General features: G+C 41.9%; 21 protein-coding genes. All 21 read right to left on the bottom strand.

What is annotated here, in order from left to right:
- Positions 1 to 77 precede the first annotated feature (77 nt).
- Positions 78 to 1142, bottom strand: a complete 1065-nt coding sequence (fni, locus tag BBEV_RS07135; RefSeq protein ID WP_069364838.1) for a type 2 isopentenyl-diphosphate Delta-isomerase — start codon at positions 1140 to 1142, stop codon at positions 78 to 80.
- Positions 1143 to 1167: 25 nt separating this feature from the next.
- Positions 1168 to 2334, bottom strand: coding sequence for a 30S ribosomal protein S1 (rpsA, locus tag BBEV_RS07130; RefSeq protein ID WP_069364837.1), 1167 nt, complete (start codon positions 2332 to 2334; stop codon positions 1168 to 1170).
- A gap of 97 nt (positions 2335 to 2431) precedes the next feature.
- Positions 2432 to 2989 (bottom strand): lysophospholipid acyltransferase family protein, encoded by a 558-nt coding sequence (locus BBEV_RS07125; protein WP_069366645.1) that lies wholly within the window; start codon positions 2987 to 2989, stop codon positions 2432 to 2434.
- Positions 2990 to 3027: 38 nt separating this feature from the next.
- Positions 3028 to 3705 carry a (d)CMP kinase gene (gene cmk / locus BBEV_RS07120; RefSeq protein WP_069364836.1) on the bottom strand — a complete coding sequence of 226 codons (678 nt, stop codon included), beginning with the start codon at positions 3703 to 3705 and terminating at the stop codon, positions 3028 to 3030.
- A 110-nt stretch (positions 3706 to 3815) separates the two neighbouring features.
- A complete protein-coding gene (locus tag BBEV_RS07115; protein ID WP_069364835.1) occupies positions 3816 to 4478 on the bottom strand; it encodes a flagellar brake protein in 663 nt (220 codons plus the stop codon).
- 180 nt (positions 4479 to 4658) lie between these two features.
- On the bottom strand, positions 4659 to 4829 hold the full coding sequence (locus BBEV_RS17595; protein ID WP_198155082.1) for a hypothetical protein: 171 nt from the start codon (positions 4827 to 4829) through the stop codon (positions 4659 to 4661).
- A 36-nt stretch (positions 4830 to 4865) separates the two neighbouring features.
- Positions 4866 to 5570 carry a glutamic-type intramembrane protease PrsW gene (gene prsW / locus BBEV_RS07110; RefSeq protein ID WP_069364834.1) on the bottom strand — a complete coding sequence of 235 codons (705 nt, stop codon included), beginning with the start codon at positions 5568 to 5570 and terminating at the stop codon, positions 4866 to 4868.
- Between the two features lie 3 nt (positions 5571 to 5573).
- On the bottom strand, positions 5574 to 6533 hold the full coding sequence (locus BBEV_RS07105; RefSeq protein WP_069364833.1) for an asparaginase: 960 nt from the start codon (positions 6531 to 6533) through the stop codon (positions 5574 to 5576).
- Positions 6534 to 6552: 19 nt separating this feature from the next.
- Positions 6553 to 7530, bottom strand: a complete 978-nt coding sequence (locus tag BBEV_RS07100; RefSeq protein WP_069364832.1) for a YpdA family putative bacillithiol disulfide reductase — start codon at positions 7528 to 7530, stop codon at positions 6553 to 6555.
- Between the two features lie 100 nt (positions 7531 to 7630).
- The gene (locus BBEV_RS07095) at positions 7631 to 8899 is read right to left on the bottom strand and encodes a Glu/Leu/Phe/Val family dehydrogenase (RefSeq protein WP_069364831.1); all 1269 of its coding nucleotides are present in this window, start codon (positions 8897 to 8899) and stop codon (positions 7631 to 7633) included.
- 174 nt (positions 8900 to 9073) lie between these two features.
- Positions 9074 to 9970 (bottom strand): MerR family transcriptional regulator, encoded by an 897-nt coding sequence (locus tag BBEV_RS07090; RefSeq protein WP_069364830.1) that lies wholly within the window; start codon positions 9968 to 9970, stop codon positions 9074 to 9076.
- 233 nt (positions 9971 to 10203) lie between these two features.
- On the bottom strand, positions 10204 to 11886 hold the full coding sequence (locus tag BBEV_RS07085; RefSeq protein ID WP_069364829.1) for a formate--tetrahydrofolate ligase: 1683 nt from the start codon (positions 11884 to 11886) through the stop codon (positions 10204 to 10206).
- A 55-nt stretch (positions 11887 to 11941) separates the two neighbouring features.
- The gene (locus tag BBEV_RS07080; RefSeq protein ID WP_069366644.1) at positions 11942 to 12499 is read right to left on the bottom strand and encodes a 2-oxoacid:ferredoxin oxidoreductase subunit gamma family protein; all 558 of its coding nucleotides are present in this window, start codon (positions 12497 to 12499) and stop codon (positions 11942 to 11944) included.
- Positions 12500 to 12504: 5 nt separating this feature from the next.
- The gene (locus BBEV_RS07075; protein WP_069364828.1) at positions 12505 to 13257 is read right to left on the bottom strand and encodes a thiamine pyrophosphate-dependent enzyme; all 753 of its coding nucleotides are present in this window, start codon (positions 13255 to 13257) and stop codon (positions 12505 to 12507) included.
- Entirely contained in the window at positions 13254 to 14324 is a 1071-nt protein-coding gene (locus BBEV_RS07070) for a 3-methyl-2-oxobutanoate dehydrogenase subunit VorB (RefSeq protein WP_069364827.1), read from the bottom strand. The genes BBEV_RS07075 and BBEV_RS07070 overlap by 4 nt, the downstream gene beginning before the upstream one ends.
- Before the next feature lie 43 nt (positions 14325 to 14367).
- Positions 14368 to 14586, bottom strand: coding sequence for a 4Fe-4S dicluster domain-containing protein (locus tag BBEV_RS07065; protein WP_069364826.1), 219 nt, complete (start codon positions 14584 to 14586; stop codon positions 14368 to 14370).
- A gap of 14 nt (positions 14587 to 14600) precedes the next feature.
- On the bottom strand, positions 14601 to 15281 hold the full coding sequence (locus tag BBEV_RS07060; RefSeq protein ID WP_069364825.1) for a hypothetical protein: 681 nt from the start codon (positions 15279 to 15281) through the stop codon (positions 14601 to 14603).
- A gap of 226 nt (positions 15282 to 15507) precedes the next feature.
- Positions 15508 to 15849, bottom strand: coding sequence for a hypothetical protein (locus BBEV_RS07055; protein WP_069364824.1), 342 nt, complete (start codon positions 15847 to 15849; stop codon positions 15508 to 15510).
- Positions 15850 to 15855: 6 nt separating this feature from the next.
- Positions 15856 to 16437 carry a CPBP family intramembrane glutamic endopeptidase gene (locus BBEV_RS07050; protein ID WP_069364823.1) on the bottom strand — a complete coding sequence of 194 codons (582 nt, stop codon included), beginning with the start codon at positions 16435 to 16437 and terminating at the stop codon, positions 15856 to 15858.
- Complete coding sequence (locus tag BBEV_RS07045; protein ID WP_069364822.1) at positions 16421 to 17947, bottom strand: RecQ family ATP-dependent DNA helicase; 1527 nt, start codon at positions 17945 to 17947, stop codon at positions 16421 to 16423. The genes BBEV_RS07050 and BBEV_RS07045 overlap by 17 nt, the downstream gene beginning before the upstream one ends.
- Positions 17937 to 18980, bottom strand: coding sequence for a YpbB family protein (locus BBEV_RS07040; RefSeq protein WP_069364821.1), 1044 nt, complete (start codon positions 18978 to 18980; stop codon positions 17937 to 17939). The genes BBEV_RS07045 and BBEV_RS07040 overlap by 11 nt, the downstream gene beginning before the upstream one ends.
- Positions 18981 to 19069: the final 89 nt, after the last annotated feature.

Below are 19069 nucleotides of genomic sequence, written 5' to 3'. Positions count from 1 at the left end.
ATTGAAACCTAAAATTGAATTGGAATGAATAACCGAAAAGATCCCTCAAAGAAAATTCAGGAGTCTTTTCGGTCATTTCAATCTCTTTTTATTGCCCGTTGAGCAAAAGATTTAGTTATTATGCCTCGTTCATTCAGCCAATGATGCGTGTCTCCACGAATAATAAGTGGAACTTGCTGGAGCTCTTCAATCGATGAAGCACCTAGTGCAGTCATCATGGAACGCATCTCATCAAGCTGGCGATCAAGATGTTGAATGGTTTTATCCAGCCCGTCATCCTTAAGCCATTTGAGAATCTGGCCAGCCATACCAGCAGACTGGGCTCCTAAAGCAATTGATTTGGTCATATCACTCGCATTTTTGATTCCCCCACTTGCAAGAACAGGAATATGTTTTGAAACAGACACGGCTTCAGCAATCGATGCAGCTGTTGTAATGCCCCAATCTTCAAAAAAATCATATGGCAGATTCCTTCGTTGATTTTCAATCCATGAGAAATTCGTTCCGCCTCTTCCACCGACATCAATTACCTGAACACCAGCATCGATTAACTGCTTAACAGACTCCTGACTCATACCGAATCCGACTTCCTTCGCAATTACGGGTACCTTGACGTGTGAAGCGATTTGTTCAATCCGCTTCAACGCACCACTGAACGACCTGTCTCCTTCTGGCATCACGAGCTCCTGGATAACATTCAGATGAATTTGTATGGCATCAGCCTCCAGCAAATCGACACAGAACTCCGCCTGTTCTACCGTTGCTTCGCTCCCAACATTGGCAAAGACCAATCCCCTCGGGTGGTACTGCCGAACGACCTTGTAAGATTGCTGTTCCTTTTCATTTTTAATGGCAGCCATTTGAGAACCAACCGCCATTGGAATATGAAAAACATTTGCAACTTGCGCCAACTGTCTGTTTATCTTTTCAGTTGCCTTTCCTCCACCGCCAGTCATTGCATTGATGAAAATCGGCGAACTAATAAATAGTTCGCCGATTTGAGTATTCAATGAAACATCATCCACATCAAGATCCGGTAATGCCTGATGAACAAAAGAGATATCATGCATACTGGATAACTGCGATGAAGAGCTGTTCAATGCGTGTTCAATGTGATCCATTTTACGTTTCGCACGACTCATACTGTTCACCTGCAATTCACATTATTTATTTGTCGTCATTCTGGTAATCTTTTAACTGATCTCCGATGACATCACCAAAACTGAATCCGGAATGATCCTCTTCTTTTTGGAATTCCTCTTTTTGGGCATTTTCCTCAGATTTTTGTGCTTCTTCTTCGAGGGCACGAATACTGAGAGAGACACGCTTTTCCTCAAGATTAACATCCAGTACTTTAGCTGATACTTCCTGTCCTTCTTCAAGCACTTCGCCAGGTGTACCAATATGACGATTGGCGATTTGTGAAATATGGACAAGTCCTTCAACTCCATCGGCGACTTCCACAAAAGCACCGAAAGACACAAGGCGCTTGACAGTACCGGTAATCACATCACCTTGATTTACTTTCCCCTCAATTGACTCCCATGGTCCAGGCAATGTTTCCTTGATAGATAGAGAAATTCTTTCATTGTCAGGATCCACAGATAAAACTTTAACATTAACTTCATCACCTTCAGATACAACCTCAGAAGGCGATTCAATGTGCTGATGGGCCATTTGTGAAATGTGAACCAATCCATCAACTCCACCTACATCAACAAATGCACCAAAGCTGGTGATTCGCTGCACAGTGCCGGAAACAACGTCTCCTTCTTTAATCGAATGAAGAGTTTCTTTTTTCCGATCCGTCGCTTCCTGATCCAGGACTGCACGTTGTGAAAGAATCAATTTGTTGCGTTCTTTATCCAATTCAACAACTTTCAAGCGCAGTGTTTTTCCTTTGTAATCAGCGAAATCTTCAACGTAGAAACGTTCGACCAATGATGCTGGAATAAAACCACGAACGCCTACATCTACAACAAGACCGCCTTTAACGACATCGGCGACCTCTGCTTCAAACACAGCCCCCTCTTCGAGGCGCTGTTCCATCATATCCCATGACTTTTCTGCAGCAACCGCTCGTCGGGATAGAACAAGTTCGTCTTCTGTCAATTTAATGACCTTGAATTCATATTCTTCGCCTTCCTCGATCACATCACTCGCTTTTTCGACATGCAGACTTGCCAGCTCACTAATCGGAACGACACCGTCCATTTTATATCCGACATTCACATAAGCTTGTTTTTCTTCCACTTTCGAAACCGTACCCATTGTCACATCTCCGACAGACAAAGAGTTGAAATCAGCCATTTCATTGTTCATTTCTTCTACCATTGACAAAAACCTCCCTGTTTCCTAACCCTGTAGTTTGGTATTCTAGTTACATTTTATCATTATCTCTCACAAATGTGAAAGGTACTTCTGAAAATACTTATTTAACAGACGCTTTATGCGCATCAATTAAATCCTGGATACCTCGCATAATTGCTTCAGTTGTTGCTTCAGGAGAAGCCTTTTCTTCACGAAGCTGATCCATATTTAATGGTTCACCATAGATGATATGAATCGTTTTGAATAATCTGTATGGTCCAATAACCGCACAAGGAACAACTGCCGCATCGGAACGAAGGGCGAAGAAACCGACTCCTGATAACCCCTTTTTTAATTCTCCCGTTTTGCTTCTTGTTCCTTCAGGAAAAACACCTACTATTTCGCCTTCTTTAAGCAGTTTGAGGCCTGTTCTCATCGCTTTTCGATCACTTTTACCACGATTTATCGGAAAAGCTCCGAATTTAGGAATTAACGATTTCAATATCGGTGCTTCGAAGAGCTCTGCTTTTGCCATGAATCGCGTTTCCCTTTTCAGAAATGAACCTACTAGGGGTGGATCTAAAAAATGAATATGATTGCTGCACAGCAGAACGCCTTGCTCCTCGGGAATATTCTGCTTTCCTTGAATTTTTACCCTGTAAAAGAGACGAAAAAACATTCTGCATACCGCTTGTCCCAAATGGAATAACTTTCTGTTCAAGATCGATCAGCTCCTTTTACAGCAAGCTGGTAAATCTGTTTTACAACTTCCTCAATGGAAAGTTTTGTTGAATCAAGATAAACAGCGTCCTCTGCTTGTTTTAATGGCGTGACTTCCCGCTCAGTGTCAAGCTTATCACGATTTTCAATTTCTTGTTTCAGTTCATCAATATCGGTTGGAATACCTTTCGCAACTTGCTCATCATACCGTCTTCTCGCACGTTCGTTTACAGATGCCGTTAGAAATACTTTGACTTCTGCATCAGGGAGAACCGCAGTACCAATATCTCTCCCATCCATTACCGTGCCCCCTTTTGCAGCAAGCTGTTGCTGGCGGCGAACCAGATCTTCCCTGATATTCCGGTGAGATGCCGTAAATGATACGTTCCTGGTAACTGACGGATCACGTATCTGTTCGGTTACGTCCTGACCATCACAAATGACACGGGGAGAGCCGTTTTTTTGTGTGAGCTGTATTTCTGTATGCTTTAATAATGTTTCAAGGCTTTGATCATCTCGTGGATCCACATGATTATTGAGTGCTTTCCAAGTAACCGCTCTATACATTGCACCAGTATCAATATATATAAATCCCAGTTTTTCAGCTGCCATTTTAGCAACTGTACTTTTCCCTGCTCCGGCAGGTCCATCGATCGCAACATTCACTTTTTTCATCCTGATCCCTCACTGCTGTTTACTGTTATGATAAAAAAATTGGCATGATAAAATTAGGAATATTCATCATTTTATCACATTTTCGTATTAGCGTCTTTCTTCATAGCGAATTATTTAATTCGCTCTCTGCGATTACGTTCGAGCTGTTTTTCAAATGCATAGCGAATAATCTTCTGTCGATCCCCTTCATCAATATCAATAAATTGACAAGAGCATTTTATCGGTGATTTACCATCAATAATCCGTATGATCTCAGCTTTTGTATTAATGTATTCAATTCCTCCTATTCTAAAAGGAATTGCGATCCATAAATTGAGTACTTCACTGTCTTTAAGTTGATGATTTGATTGCAGGACAAGGGCTGCTCCCCCTCCACTCACATCAATCGTGACGGTCGTAAAAGGCTTTGTTCCTTCTTTAACCGGATGAACCGCTACATCAAGGGCAGTTTCGACACGAACATATTCTCTTCTTTGAATACGAAGATAAGAATCTTTTCCGGGGTCTTTCATTACGAGCATTGGAATTCCCCTGTCTACTTTTCCGAGGATTTGCGTTTCAAAAGAATAAACTGCATTATCTTTCCCTGCAAACCAAACACGAAATTCAGTACCCTCCATAAAAAAACTCGGCTTGCTCGTCTGCTCATCTACTGGAAAATCAATATACATAAATGATCGTTCATAATCCAGCAGTTTGCTTTTATATCGTTGTTTCTGATCACCATCCGGCACTTTCAATTCAAGATGGATGGTCTGACCGATTTTGATCACCGGATCACCACCTTTAACATAACATTACAATCCTTCTTAATTATGATTGTACCATGAATAATGAACAGATATACGATTGATTCAATCGATATAATTGTGATTATTAAATCAATTATATAACATATATTCCCTTAATGTAGTTGGAAAAAGGTGTGAGTAACCACTCACACCCGCTACTTATTACCCTTCTTCCGAAACATCGATGTCAAAATGGACTTCGTTGCCGCACACACAGCGTTTAAATCCAGTATCGAGTCCACCGTCCTCATTTGGGCGCCCTCGCAAGATGTACTTTTCTCCACAATCCTGACATCGGATGACAACTTTAAATCGCTGTTTTGTCTCGGGCATCAAGATCACTCCTTCTTTTAAAACCATAACTGGCTATTAGTATCCATTGCGCTTCACTCCACTATACAATGAATGGGAGCCTCTCTTCAAATATTCTGATAAACTCAGTTGGTTTGCCTGCTTGATTTTATATAATGCAGTGAACCACAAAACGATCATAAACGGCATGAGTCCATAATTCACAGCTGAGTATCGGACAAGGGAAAGATGGTACATCCCATGAAAAAAAGCAGGTATTAACAAGGCAAGTAAAAGATATATTGCTTTAAAGCGGAAATTGAATTTTGCTGCACCTACATAGTATCCCATCAGTACACCGACCAGTGCGTGAACCGTCACTGGGAATAAAGCTCTGTATATTGCAGTTTCAAGGCCGTTGATACTGACATATAATAAATTCTCCACAGCCGCAAAACCAAGTGATACGGCACTGGCATAAACAATGCCATCGTATCTCGTCTTAAACGCACTATGGTTAAAAATAAACAGGACGACGACAAACCATTTAAAAAATTCTTCAGTTAACGCTACATGAAAAAAACTGACCAAAAAAGTGTTTGTCATATCTGTTTCGCTGCCAATAGCAAACTGTAAAAAAGAAACAGGAAACACCAGCAGCATTCCAAAGAAAAAACTTCGAATGACGAGATAGACCGGTTCTGGTTCCAATTCGTCCTTCAGGTAAAAAAACATCAATAACGCAACCGCAGGTGCAAAAGAAGCAGTAACAATGATGATCATCAATTACTGACCATTAAAACTGTCCCGGATACCCGTCTCGGAACGAAGTGCACAAATCAGCACAATCCTTGCTTTTTTGGCATCATAATCACCACCGAGAATAGCTCCACAGGTTTGAAGATGATAAGCACTGCCCGGGTAGTCATAAACTGGATAAACAGCGCCCTCCTCTGAAGACGTGGTGATCACAACGGGAATATTCTGTTCAAGAGCTTTTTCAATTCCAGCGATCATCACGGGATCAACTTGTCCTCTGCCATATCCCTCGACCACAATGCCGTCAACTTGTTCTTTTATGCACGCTTCAATAAACATCCCGCTGCTTGCCATGGTTGATTTAATCAATTCAACCTGTACCGGTTGATCCTTCACAGTATAAAACTGCTTTTGGACAGGTTTTTGAAACACCGACACATTATCATGATCAATAATACCAAGATAACCGAACCCGAACGCATTGAAGCCTTGAATATTTGAAGCATGTTCCTTCTTAACGTATTTCGCTGCAAAAATTCTTTCGTTAAAGACAACCGTTACACCGGTCCCACTCATTTGATCTGATGCAGCAGCATGAATCGCATGGCGTAAGTTAATATAAGCATCACTACCAAGATCATCCGGTGATCTTTGTGAACCGGTGAATACTACCGGACGTTCATCATGCAATGTGATATCCAGATAAAAAGCCGATTCTTCCAACGTATCTGTTCCGTGCGTGATCACAAATCCATCCATCTTGGACCCTTCTTTTTCGATGATCGCACGGATTTCATCAAGATCTTCAAATCGCATATGTGAGCTTGGCTTTTGGTGACTTGAGCGAATGATCACTTTAATATCGTTTGGTAACCCGGTTTTCAAAGCCAGTTCTTCCCCTGAATATGCACCTGCCTCCAGCCTGCCTTCATCATTTTCCTTACTGGCGATTGTCCCCCCAGTTGAAATTACTAATACTTGCTTCATAACAACCTCCTAAAAGCGCTTATACTATTATCGATTTCGCAATCAATTCTCCATGATGCCTGCCGTTTTCTATAAAGATTTCGTTCGCATTGTTTCCCGCAGCAATCACACCTGCAATGTAAATTCCGGGTACGTTCGTTTCCATCGTCTCAGGATCGTATTCAGGTCGCCCACTTGCTTCATCAACCTTCACACCCATTGAACGGATAAAAGAGTGATCAGGATGATAGCCGGTCATAGCAAAAACAAAATCGGCATCGTACGTCTGGCGATTCAACTTCTCATGATTGACGGTTATGGTATCTTTACCAATCGATTCAATCGCTGTATTGAAGTGCATTGTAATTTTCCCGTGACGCACCAATGATTCAAATTCCGGCAGAATCCAAGGTTTAATACTCGATGAATAATCATTGTCCCTGTAATAGACAGTAACTTCTGCCCCAGCTTTTTCAAGTTCCAGTGCTGCATCCACGGCCGAATTTTTACCCCCTATGACCGCAACTTTCTGATTGAAGAATGGATGAGCTTCATGAAAATAATGCAAAACATGATTTTGCTCTTCTCCAGGAACACCCAAATAATTAGGAGAGTCATAATAACCCGTCGCAATAATAACCGCGTCTGACTGGTAAGTTTTTATATCATTATTTTTCTTTTTGGTTTCAACTGTGAATTTACCATCAGATTGTTGATGGATTGATTGAACCTCTTCGAAAGCATTGATGTGTAAGTCATATTCTTCTGCAACTTTGCGATAATAGACCAATGCTTCATTTCGTTTTGGTTTACGTTCGGTACTGTAAAAAGGAATGTCGCCAATAGCAAGTTTTTCACTCGTGCTGAAAAACTGTTGATGAGTCGGATAATGGTAAAGGGCATTTACAATATTCCCTTTTTCAATCAAGGTCACATCACAGCCGGCTTTTTCACATTCAATCGCTGCAGATATCCCGCAAGGACCTGCTCCAACGATAACAACTTGTTTCTTATTCATATTTTTCACCTCTGTAGCTAATCATACACGTCGTTCTTTGCAATCGTAAAGAACCTTCCCCGAAGGAAAGGTTCTTTTCTATCATACTGAATGATGGCGATTAAATCCAGCCTCTGTACCTGCTGGCTTCGGCCATTTTTCGTACGCCTACCATATAAGCAGCGAGACGCATATCCACATTTCGAAGACTGGCCAACCGATATACATTTTCAAACGATGCTGTCATCTTCTTCTCCAGTTTCGTTTCAACCTCTTCTTCCTCCCAGTAATATCCCTGGTTATTCTGCACCCACTCAAAATATGACACTGTCACACCGCCAGCGCTCGCTAAAACGTCTGGAACAAGTAATATGTCTCTTTCATGAAGGATTTTTGTCGCCCCCATCGTTGTGGGTCCGTTGGCAGCTTCCACAACAATAGACGCATTAATTTTATGTGCATTTTTTTCAGTAATCTGGTTCTCGATAGCCGCAGGAACAAGAATATCACATTCCTGCTCAATCAGTTCTTTATTTGAGAGAACGTCATTAAACAAATTCGTTACTGTTCCAAAGCTGTCCCGACGGTCCAAAAGATAGTCGATATCCAATCCCTCAGGGTCGTACAGTCCACCATTAACGTCAGAAATCCCAACGACTTTTGCTCCTGCATCATGAAGAAATTTCGCCAAAAAGCTGCCTGCATTACCAAAGCCCTGAATAACAACTTTTGATCCTTCAACCGTCATCCCTTTTTTCTTGGCTGCTTCCCGAATGCAAATGGTGACACCTTTTGCCGTAGCCGATTCCCTGCCGTGGGATCCTCCCAAAACCAACGGTTTACCCGTAATAAAACCTGGAGAATCGAATTCTTTCATACGGCTGTATTCATCCATCATCCATGCCATGATCTGTGAATTTGTGAATACATCAGGTGCAGGAATATCTTTTGTTGGGCCTACGATCTGACTGATCGATCTGACATATCCCCTGCTTAAGCGTTCAATCTCCCGAAATGACATTTGACGGGGATCACAAACAATGCCCCCCTTTCCTCCGCCATATGGTAAGTCCATGATACCTGCTTTCAGACTCATCCAGATTGATAGTGCCCTCACCTCTTTTTCAGTAACGCCAGGATGAAACCGGACACCGCCTTTTGTTGGTCCAACAGCATCATTATGCTGCGCACGATAACCAGTGAAAATTTCGATAGAACCATCGTCCATTCTTACAGGAATCCTTACCGTCATCATCCGTAAAGGTTCTTTCATCAACTCATACACTTCATCCTGAAATCCAAGCTTATCCAAAGCTTTTTTGATAACCGTTTGCGTTGCTTCAAGTACATCTTTTTCTTTTATTTCTTCATGATTCTGATTGTCGGACATTGTTTTCACCCCTGTGAGCAATGTATCGTCTTAAGAATGCGCTTACATTTTATCTATACTTCTTATGATAAAGAAGTTTTGGATGTTTTTCCACTGTTACTTGAAACATTCACAAATTAATTTCGGTTTTCAAAAACAAAGCTGATTGACATGATTTCGTCAATCAGCTTTGTTTCAAGTTTTCATCCAATCCAACCAATTATCATCGTGATGACCAATTATCGAATGATTGTATTTCTTTTTGAGGTCCGGGTTTATATGATCTATCGCAGCTCCACCAACCCCAGCCTTGACATCGGTAAATGATTCGTGGATCTGATCCAGCAATGAAAGCCCGGATGAAATATGATCTTTCATGGTGACAGAAATGACCGTGAAGGAGGCTCTCGTCTCTTCAATGATCTTGATTACGTCTTCACCAGGTATTCCTCCGCCAAGATAGATCGTGTCGTATCCTCTTCGGCGTAAATAAAATGTAAAAACTAAAAGCCCAATTTCATGTGTTTCGTCTGGTGCGCATACACAAATAACCTTGGGCAGTAATCCGTTTACCGGGAGCGATTGAAACACCATTCCGATCCTTGTACGAATATAAGCTGTAACATAGTGCTCATGAGCCGTTAATATTTTTCCCTTCTCCCAAAGATCACCAACTTCTGCCAGGATGTCACCCAGAATTGAAATGACAACGCGCTCTGTTGAGAACATGTTAAATGCATGGTCCAAATGATCCGTAGCAGTAGTTTCATCAAAATTCAGTAATGCTGTTTGGATGTTTGTTTTCATTGATTCAATTTGATTTAGCGGCTCTGAACCAATTTCAGGTGAACGCAAAACTTCTTCCCTGTCAAGAAGCTCAACAGCCTGGCCAACGGTGAATCCCCTGTTGACCTGATCGATGATCCACTTCAGAACCTTCAGATGTTCGTCTGTGTACAAACGATGTCCAGCTTCATTTCTGACTGGTTTAACCAAATCGTAACGTCTTTCCCATGCTCTTAATGTACCTGCATGAATGCCCAGCATATTCGATACCGCTTTTATATTATATTTCCCCACCTTGTCGGACATGATCGTCACCCACTTTACTTATTCACTCCAGAACAGTTGTGAAAGTTAATTCAGCAACGGCATAATGTTATTATAAAACTATTGAATTCAGTTGTGCAAATCTTTCCACACTATTATACAATAATTCAGCGATTTATCTATAAAAAAATTAATCCTCTGCATTAAATATAGAAAAGACCGGGTATAATAAAAACCCGGTCAACGTATATGATGTGCTTTAATTCAACGCCAATTCAGAATAAGCCCGTTGCTTTGCCTTCTTCATCAACATCCATATCGACCGCAGCGGGACGTTTCGGGAGTCCTGGCATGGTCATAATACTGCCTGTCAGCGCAACAATAAAGCCCGCTCCAATAGATGGTTTCAGCTCTCTGATTGTGATCTGAAAGTTTTCAGGACGACCTATTCGAGTAGGATCATCTGATAGCGAATTTTGGGTTTTTGCCATGCAAACAGGCAAGTGTTCCCAACCATTGGTTTGAATATCCTTCAACTGTTTTTGCGCTTCTTTCGATAAGACGGCACCATCTGCTCCATAGACTGTTTTTGCGATGGTATTCACTTTCGATAACAGCGAATCCTCCAGTTCATATAACGGTTTAAACTGATTTTTCCTATGTTCAATTTCATGAACGACTTTTTCAGCCAATGCGGTTCCTCCTGCTCCGCCTTCTTCCCAAACGTTTGCAAGTTCAACCTCTATCCCTTTTTCTCCACACCAGTGGCGCAGTGTTTCGATTTCCTCCTCTGAATCATGAACAAATCGGTTAATTGCCACAACATGAGGCAGTCCAAACGCACGAATTGATTCCACGTGTTTCTCCAAGTTGCCCAGACCTTTTTTCATTGCTTCGGTGTCTGGATTCTTTAATTGATCTTTCGGGACGCCTCCATGCATTTTCAATGCCCGGATTGTTGCTACAATCACCACGAGGCTCGGTTGAATATTACCTGCTCTCATTTTAATGTTCAAGAATTTCTCAGCACCTAAATCTGCGCCGAATCCAGCCTCAGTGACAACGTAATCTCCTAATTTAGATGCGAGCTTTGTTGCCATGACGCTATTACAGCCGTGTGCGATATTTGCAAAAGGGCCACCATGAATCAATGCTGGCGTATTTTCCAATGTTTGAACCAGATTCGGTTTCAAGGCATCTTTCATCAATAAAGTTAATGCGCCTTCTGCTTCAAGGTCTTTGACGGTTACTGGCTTTTGATTGGAAGAATATCCAATGACTATTCGTGCGAAGCGCTTTTTTAAATCATTCAGGTCTGATGCGAGACAGAGAATGGCCATGATTTCTGATGCAACGGTGATATCGAATCCTGATTCGCGAGGTATACCATGCAGGGGGCCACCCAGACCGATATTAATATGTCTAAGAGATCGGTCGTTGATATCCAGAACCCGTTTCCAGGTGATGCGTCGAACGTCCAAGTCTAATTCATTGCCCCGATGAATATGATTATCCACCATCGCAGCCAGTGCATTGTGTGCTGTGGTTATCGCGTGCAGATCACCCGTGAAGTGAAGATTGATATCTTCCATAGGTACCACCTGAGAGTAACCGCCTCCCGCCGCCCCTCCTTTGATCCCCATGGTTGGTCCCAATGAAGGCTCTCTGAGTGCAATCACAGCTTTTTTCCCGATTTTATTCAATGCCTGTCCGAGTCCAACGGTAATGGTTGACTTCCCTTCCCCTGCAGGTGTTGGATTAATGGCTGTGACAAGAATAACCTTGCCATCTGGCGTATTCTGATGTTTTTCCAGTAAATCCAGCGAAAGCTTTCCTTTGTAATGACCATAAGGTTCCCAGTCATTTTCGTGAATATTCAATTCCTCAATCAATTCTGAAATTTTCATCATCTTGCATGCTTGAGCTATTTCAATGTCTGATTTTACTTCTCTTGCCATGTTTACCCCTCCTGAACTTAGCCTGTTGATTACTTGTTCAGTTTATCATGAACCTTTAAACCAGAATACCTTTTCCTTGTCCGGCATAATCTTCACCTGCGCGAATCGCTTTTTCATTCACAGGGATCAAATGTGTTTTTCGTTTTCCCAGTACATCTTCTAGGGCTTCGAGCAATGAAGGTCTCGACAATATACCGGTTGTTCCAATTAATGCACCGAGAATTACCATACCTGCTGAGCGCTCTTCTGATAAGGTGATTGCGACAGTTGTGGCCGGAACCTCAATGATTTTAATATCATTCCTGTTTGATGTCTGATTCACAAGATCTGAATTCGTGATCAGTACGCCTCCAGGACACACTCTTGGTTCAAATTTTTCAAAAGAAGGATCATTTAATACAATAACAACACTTGGTTCATCAATGACCGGTGAACCAAAGGGACCATCACTGATAACGACTTGAACATTAGCGGTGCCACCTCTCTGTTCGGGACCATAAGATGGGAGCCACGACACTTCCTTCCCTTCTTTCATGCCGGCAAACGTTAGTAATTGCCCCATGGACATCACGCCTTGGCCACCAAATCCGGCAATAATAATTTCTTCTTTCATTTGAATCACCCTTTCTCTTTCCTGCGATCCTGGAAGACACCTAGTGGATAATAAGGAATCATTTCTTCTTTAATAAACGACAGCGACTCTTCCGGATCAATCCCCCAATTCGTCGGACAGGTGGATAAGATTTCGATCATCGTAAAACCAAGGCCCGCTTTTTGAGTCTCGAATGCTCTTTTTAACGCTTTCTTTGTTTTCATGATATGTGCCACATCATGAACAGAAACGCGCTCAATATATGTGGCTCCATCCAACGTTGACAACATTTCTGCGACCCGGATCGGCAGTCCTTGCATGGCAGTATTCCTACCCTCGGGAGAAGTCACCGTTTTCTGCCCTGTCAGTGTTGTCGGCGCCATTTGTCCTCCGGTCATACCATAGATCGCATTATTGACGAAAATCACTGTGATATTTTCACTTCTTGCTGCACTGTGTACTATTTCACCCATTCCTATTGATGCCAGATCACCGTCTCCCTGATACGTGAAAATGATGCGGTCTTCCGGCAAAACACGCCTGATGCCAGTTGCTACTGCAGGAGCTCGTCCATGGGCGGCTTGAGTCATGTCACAATTAAAATAGTCATATGATAAGACCGAGCACCCAACAGAGGCTACACCAATGGTTTGTTCAAGAACATTCAACTCTTCAAGTACTTCAGCAGTTATCCTGTGAATAATGCCATGTGTACAACCTGGACAATAATGCGTTTCTTTTTCAGTCAATCCTGATGTTTTTTCGAATACGGTTTTCATCGGACTGTCACCCCCGCATCTATTTTCATAATCTGCTCAAGGATTTCGCCAACTGAAGGAATAACCCCACCGTTTCGACCATAGAAACTGACAGGAGCTTTCCCTTCTACAGCCAATCGAACGTCTTCAACCATTTGCCCTGCGCTCATTTCAACCACTAAAATATGAGATGATGTTTCACTGAACCCTGATATCGTCTCATGAGGGAACGGCCAAAGGCTGACAGGTCTGATTAAACCAACATTAACACCTTCTTCTCGCGCTTTTTCAACAGCACTTTGAACGATTCGTCCAACGGTTCCATAAGCTACGACAAACCAGTCAGCTTCTTCTTCATAATGACAGATTACTTTAACTTCCTTATCCCTGATTTCCTGATATTTCGCTTGTAAGCGATGATTGCGTTCCTCGAGGAGTACGTCATTCAAATCCAATGAGGTAATGGTTTTCGGTCCCCCGTCTCCTTTTGTTCCAGTAGTTGCCCATTCCTTAGCAAATACTTGATCGACTTTTTCAACAGCATCGAAATCAACAGGTTCCATCATCTGTCCGAGCATACCGTCTCCAAGGATGATAACAGGTGTCCTGTATTGATCGGCAATCCTGAACCCTTCCTGAGTCAATTCAGCAATTTCCTGCAAAGAGGAAGGAGCAAGGACCGGTGTGTAATAATCGCCGTGTCCCCCACCTTTTGTAACCTGAAAATAATCGGACTGAGCCGGTTGAATATTACCAAGCCCGGGTCCACCTCGACCAACATTCACAATCACTGCAGGCAATTCTGCGCCGGCTAGATAAGAAATTCCCTCCTGTTTTAAGCTGAACCCGGGACTTGATGATGAAGTCATCACTCTTACACCGGCGGATGCAGCTCCGTAGACCATATTGATTGCACTGATTTCACTTTCCGCTTGAAGAAATACCCCTCCTACTTCAGGTAAACGTTTTGCCATATAGGCAACCAGCTCACTCTGAGGTGTGATGGGATAACCGAAAAAATAATAGCAATCAGCTTGAATTGCAGCTTCCCCGATCACTTCATTTCCCTTCATCAGAACTTTCACCATTTCAACCACTCCCCGAATTGTCTTTAGTCTGGCGTTGCTGCTATCATGCTGTTTTGTCCGGGCGGTAAACCGTGATTACGGTATCGGGACATATCAGTGCACATGCCGTACAACTTGTACATGCCTCCTGATTGATTACTTCAACAGGCTGATACCCTTTTTTATTCATATGTTCTGCAGCCTGTATGATTCCTTTCGGGCAAACCGAAATGCATAATCCACAGCCTTTACAATGATCTTCATGAAATACCACTCTGTTCATCATGTCATCCTCCTTTATACGGAATGCCAGGGCGCTGTTAATTTCCGGCTGAAAATTATCAGATCTTTTATGTTATTTTTCTTCTCCGGGTCCCATTTGTCATAGACTTTCCTCTCCACCATTGTTCCGACAAGTGGAATGTTTTTTTCGGCTGCAACTTCTCTCACCACGCGCTCATGTGAAATCAGTTCTTCGACAGGGAAATCTCCTCCTGCAAGATGTGTATTATGAATCAGACCAGTAATCCGCAACCGTGCTTTTCGTTCGATTCTATCAATCATCTCCATGATTTTTTCTTTAGTGGATACCTGTGGTCTATTCAGATTGGCAACAAACCAGAATTCATGTGATCGGGCTTTGATCGATTCAGAAAACTGTCCAATTGCTGTTGCACCATCGTGATCTCCCCCTGCATCCAATATGACTGATGAATTTAGATCTTTCAGTTTCGCCAACACCTCAGGACTGATAATGGGTAAATCTGCATGCATCAGTTCTTCAGAAGGAGCAACCAGATGAATACCCTGTTCCTCGAGCCATTGTTTTTGCTCCCTTGCCCTGAAGTAGGGATTTATCACATCGACATCGCAAAGACATAGATTATGATGATTGTCTTTATGCCAAATCATTGCCTGATGAAGCGCAAGTTCCGTTTTTCCCGAACCATAGTGGCCGGTAATCACAAGACAGTTCAAACCTATCTCCCCCTCTCTCATACAGTATACCGAAATATTGTAAGCGTTTTCAATCCAATTCAAGTAAACTTCATAAAACTGTTGAAAATAGATAAAACCCACGTTCTAGTCTAGTTAAAAGTAAAAGCCATATTATTAATTCATGTTTCCATCAGTGACGACAGACTTCCTTGAACCATCAGAAAAACCAGGTGTGAAATACCTGGTTTTCCGTCATTTGCTGTTATTATATTAGAGTCAACCAGTCCTGCCAAAGAGGGAATGTCACCATGCCAATCACGATCATCAAAAACAAAACCAGCCATATCTTCACCAATAAGTATTTTGGCCGCTTTCTTTCGGGTCTTCTGTACGCGTAAGTTGTGGTTTCTTCCACCTGCTCTGAAGTTGAATCATTTTCAAGTACCTCATCGTCGTTCTCCTGAACATTCTTACTTTCGACAGTCCCGTTTTTATTTCGTTGTTCTTGTAGATGCTCCTTTCGTTTTTTACCAGTGCCTCCGTGTACAGCACTCCTTGGTGGGAAAGATGAAATACCTCTGTCTGTATCATTTTGATCATTCGTCATTTGACTTCACCTTTCAATCTTTGCAGATGTTTTTTTTATATATAATCCAAGAAGAAAATCAATCAGTACATGAGCAATAATGACCGAGAGTAAATTACCACTCCATAAGTAGACGAGACCGAACATAAAGCTCAATACAACCATAAAACTGAATAAAAATCTGTTGTGCCAATATCTTACATGTACTGCAGCAAATAAGACCGAGGCAACCACCAACCCGAATTGTTCCTGGATAACGCCTCTGAACAATATTTCCTCGCTAATGCCTATTATAGCAGTAAGTATCAATATATGGAACGGCGAGATACTCCTGAATAGACGTTCATTGATACCACCATCATCAAGCCATTGATGGGGTAAATGCTTATCCATAAAGATCTCGAGAGCCACGATAATAACCGCAAAAATGACACCTGCCAAAATTGCATCGGCCGAGAAAGAAACCGTTTTAATCCAGTCGACAGGAGATCCGGATATGATCCAGCTTAAGCCAAAAGCGACGCTCAGAATGATAATTTGAGTCGCATAGACATTCAAAAGAAGCTCTCTGTCAGTCATTTGATCGACCAGTTCAATTTGTCTCTTCATTCAGCACCTCTTGACCAAAAAATTTACGCATTAGAACTGATTCCCAATTCTCAAACATCAGCCCTGATTTTATTTCTGCAGGAACTGAACGAACAATCCCTGCCGGTAGTTTTCCACAGCGATTGCAACATACTTCCGGGGTTTTGAGTTCATCCTCCTGAAAATAAACCAGAATTCGTTCACGGATACAACTTTCATCCAATAACAATCTTCCCATAGAAGCAGCTTGTACTCTTTTTTCCGCAGAGCGGTGATTGAAATGATTTCGCATGTTGTTAAAGGAAGAGGCTAGTTCGTTCTTGTTTTCAAAAATAATCATACTGTACTCATCGATTATTAATGCGTTGATCAGATGAAAACGGATCATTTCAGCTTGCTTCTCAGATATATAAAATTTCGTCAGATCAAGTATTTCACCTTTATTTTCATGAATATATTTCCCTATCGCCTCTAACTCTGCATGATTTGGAAACTCGGATTCAACCATCCAGAGTGGCAATTGCAGATCTTCCTTTTTCCAGATGATATGAGCTGTACTTTGATTCCCATCCCGGCCGGCTCTGCCAATTTCCTGAATGTATTGTTCGATAGATGAAGGAATGTGGTAATGGATCACATGACGTATATTCGCTTTATTAATACCCATCCCAAACGCATTGGTGGCACAGACCATTCTGATCTGATCATAATAAAATTGCTGTTGAATCAGGAGCCGGTCTTCTTTCACCATGCCTCCATGATAGGCTTCTGCTAGAAAATGATTTCTTTTTAATAATGTACTGATCTGTTCAGCATCATTTCTTGTACCGCAATAAATGATAGCAGGCTCAGTGGTGTCTTTAAGTAATGTCAAAAGGTTCTCACGTTTATCATCATCTGTTTCGACCTCGATTTCTTCAAGATAAATATTTTCCCGGTCAACTGATGATATAATCCTCCTCGGTTCATTCATACCCATTTGCTCAATGATATCTTCTCTGACCCTTTCCGGTGCCGTAGCTGTGAGAGCCAGAATCACTGGATTATTTAAACGTTTAATGAATTCCCCAATTCTCAAATAGTCCGTACGGAACTCGTGTCCCCATTGTGAGATGCAATGCGCCTCATCAACTGCAAACAGAGAAATTTCAGTTGATAAGAGTTTGGCCTGTAAGTTTCTTTGCTGAAGCATTTCCGGTGAGAGGAAAAGCACATCCAGCTGATCAACCTGACTGATCAACTCCTGTTTTCTTTTATAATCGAGCATACCGCTTAAATGGGCCGTTCGTTTAAAACCGGCAGCCTTAAGCTGCATGACCTGATCTTCCATCAAAGAAACAAGAGGAGAAATCACTACCGTAAGTCCAGGAGTAATTTGTGAAGGCAGAAGATAACACAAACTCTTCCCCGCCCCTGTCGGAAGAACCGCCAGCGTATCACACCCTGACAAGACGGATGATATCACCTCTTTTTGACGTCCTTGAAATGTTGAATAACCGAAAAAATATTTAAGCTGATCCTCAAGATTCAATTGATCTCCCCCTTGAAAGTGCCATGGCGATTCGAAGTTGCAGATAACTGTATTGTTCCATTGTTTCATCACGCAATTGTCTTAATTTCGTAGCATTGGTTTTTTTTATAACCTGACAAAGATGAGACAAGTCATCTTCAGTCAGGTATGGGCGATAATCAAAGGTGTCATCTGCAAAAGCCAACTCAGCTAAGTGGTCTTCCACTGTACTCATTTTAAGCCGCCTGACGTTTGCAATTTCCTCAAGTGACCGTCCTTTTTCAAGAAGTTCTTTCGTCTTCATAGCGGTAGCAGTGAAAAGTCGGGTTTCGCTTTGATCATCAGTTAACAGCATCTTCAATAAAGGATAGTCTCTAGGTGAAGACGTGATTTCGTCCAACACAGCGTGCAGGGTCATTCTGATGCGAATGTACATCTCCAATTCAGTTAACTGATACATGTCAGCCAATTGTGAATAGGTATACCCCACCTCGTTTTTCGCTGTCAGTTTTAGTACAAATGGCGTTACATCAATATCTGTGACGAATGTCAAGGCCATGTTCAATTCCACATATAACTGCGAAGTCACATCATGAATGTCGCCACCTGATTTTAATAATCGTTTCACTTTATGTTGTATCACTTCATTTTCTGAAACCGGGAAGAAATAAGACTCTCCAGCTTTCAAAAACGAACAAGACTGAACAGTCAGTGCAACCCCCTCGAAAAAGAACTGCGCTTGTCCGGTCCATTCATTTCGCATACCATGAATCTTATTTGATAAGAGTGGATTCAATCCTGTATTTTCACCGGCTCGATTTCTGAACATTTCTTGACGTTTTCTGTACGCTTGAAACTTTTGTTCAAAAGTTTTACAGAGATATTCCGGTGCGAATTTCAATAACCCGCCAAGATTCTCTACTTGAAAAAGGTGAATATCCTGAATCGTCTGTGCAGATCGTTTGCCAAGTAAAATGTGCATGATTGCCTTTGTTGAGCGGTCAAATCCAATACACTCATGAAGATATGTCATGATATTCTGTTCAAAATTCACGTATCACCGACTCCTTTTTACGAGAATTGTTTTCAAAATAAGGTGATTGTGCATCGTTCACAACGCCCGCCATGATAAGGATTCTCAAT

The organism is Salisediminibacterium beveridgei (assembly GCF_001721685.1).
Classification (GTDB): domain Bacteria; phylum Bacillota; class Bacilli; order Bacillales; family Salisediminibacteriaceae; genus Salisediminibacterium; species Salisediminibacterium beveridgei.
This window is presented reverse-complemented; position numbering and strand designations above follow the sequence as displayed.

Bases quoted from the DNA above. Each gene is read 5' to 3' on its own strand.
- BBEV_RS07070 (WP_069364827.1), bottom strand. From the start codon at position 14,324: ATGGTGAAAGTTCTGATGAAGGGAAATGAAGTGATCGGGGAAGCTGCA.
- BBEV_RS07075 (WP_069364828.1), bottom strand. From the start codon at position 13,257: ATGAAAACCGTATTCGAAAAAACATCAGGATTGACTGAAAAAGAAACG.
- BBEV_RS07125 (WP_069366645.1), bottom strand. From the start codon at position 2,989: ATGTTTTTTCGTCTCTTTTACAGGGTAAAAATTCAAGGAAAGCAGAAT.
- BBEV_RS07055 (WP_069364824.1), bottom strand. From the start codon at position 15,849: ATGACGAATGATCAAAATGATACAGACAGAGGTATTTCATCTTTCCCA.
- BBEV_RS07080 (WP_069366644.1), bottom strand. From the start codon at position 12,499: ATGAAAGAAGAAATTATTATTGCCGGATTTGGTGGCCAAGGCGTGATG.
- cmk (WP_069364836.1), bottom strand. From the start codon at position 3,705: ATGAAAAAAGTGAATGTTGCGATCGATGGACCTGCCGGAGCAGGGAAA.
- rpsA (WP_069364837.1), bottom strand. From the start codon at position 2,334: ATGGTAGAAGAAATGAACAATGAAATGGCTGATTTCAACTCTTTGTCT.
- BBEV_RS07100 (WP_069364832.1), bottom strand. From the start codon at position 7,530: ATGAATAAGAAACAAGTTGTTATCGTTGGAGCAGGTCCTTGCGGGATA.
- BBEV_RS17595 (WP_198155082.1), bottom strand. From the start codon at position 4,829: ATGCCCGAGACAAAACAGCGATTTAAAGTTGTCATCCGATGTCAGGAT.
- BBEV_RS07050 (WP_069364823.1), bottom strand. From the start codon at position 16,437: ATGAAGAGACAAATTGAACTGGTCGATCAAATGACTGACAGAGAGCTT.
- BBEV_RS07095 (WP_069364831.1), bottom strand. From the start codon at position 8,899: ATGTCCGACAATCAGAATCATGAAGAAATAAAAGAAAAAGATGTACTT.
- BBEV_RS07090 (WP_069364830.1), bottom strand. From the start codon at position 9,970: ATGTCCGACAAGGTGGGGAAATATAATATAAAAGCGGTATCGAATATG.
- BBEV_RS07105 (WP_069364833.1), bottom strand. From the start codon at position 6,533: ATGAAGCAAGTATTAGTAATTTCAACTGGGGGGACAATCGCCAGTAAG.
- BBEV_RS07085 (WP_069364829.1), bottom strand. From the start codon at position 11,886: ATGGCAAGAGAAGTAAAATCAGACATTGAAATAGCTCAAGCATGCAAG.
- prsW (WP_069364834.1), bottom strand. From the start codon at position 5,570: ATGATCATCATTGTTACTGCTTCTTTTGCACCTGCGGTTGCGTTATTG.
- BBEV_RS07065 (WP_069364826.1), bottom strand. From the start codon at position 14,586: ATGAACAGAGTGGTATTTCATGAAGATCATTGTAAAGGCTGTGGATTA.
- fni (WP_069364838.1), bottom strand. From the start codon at position 1,142: ATGAGTCGTGCGAAACGTAAAATGGATCACATTGAACACGCATTGAAC.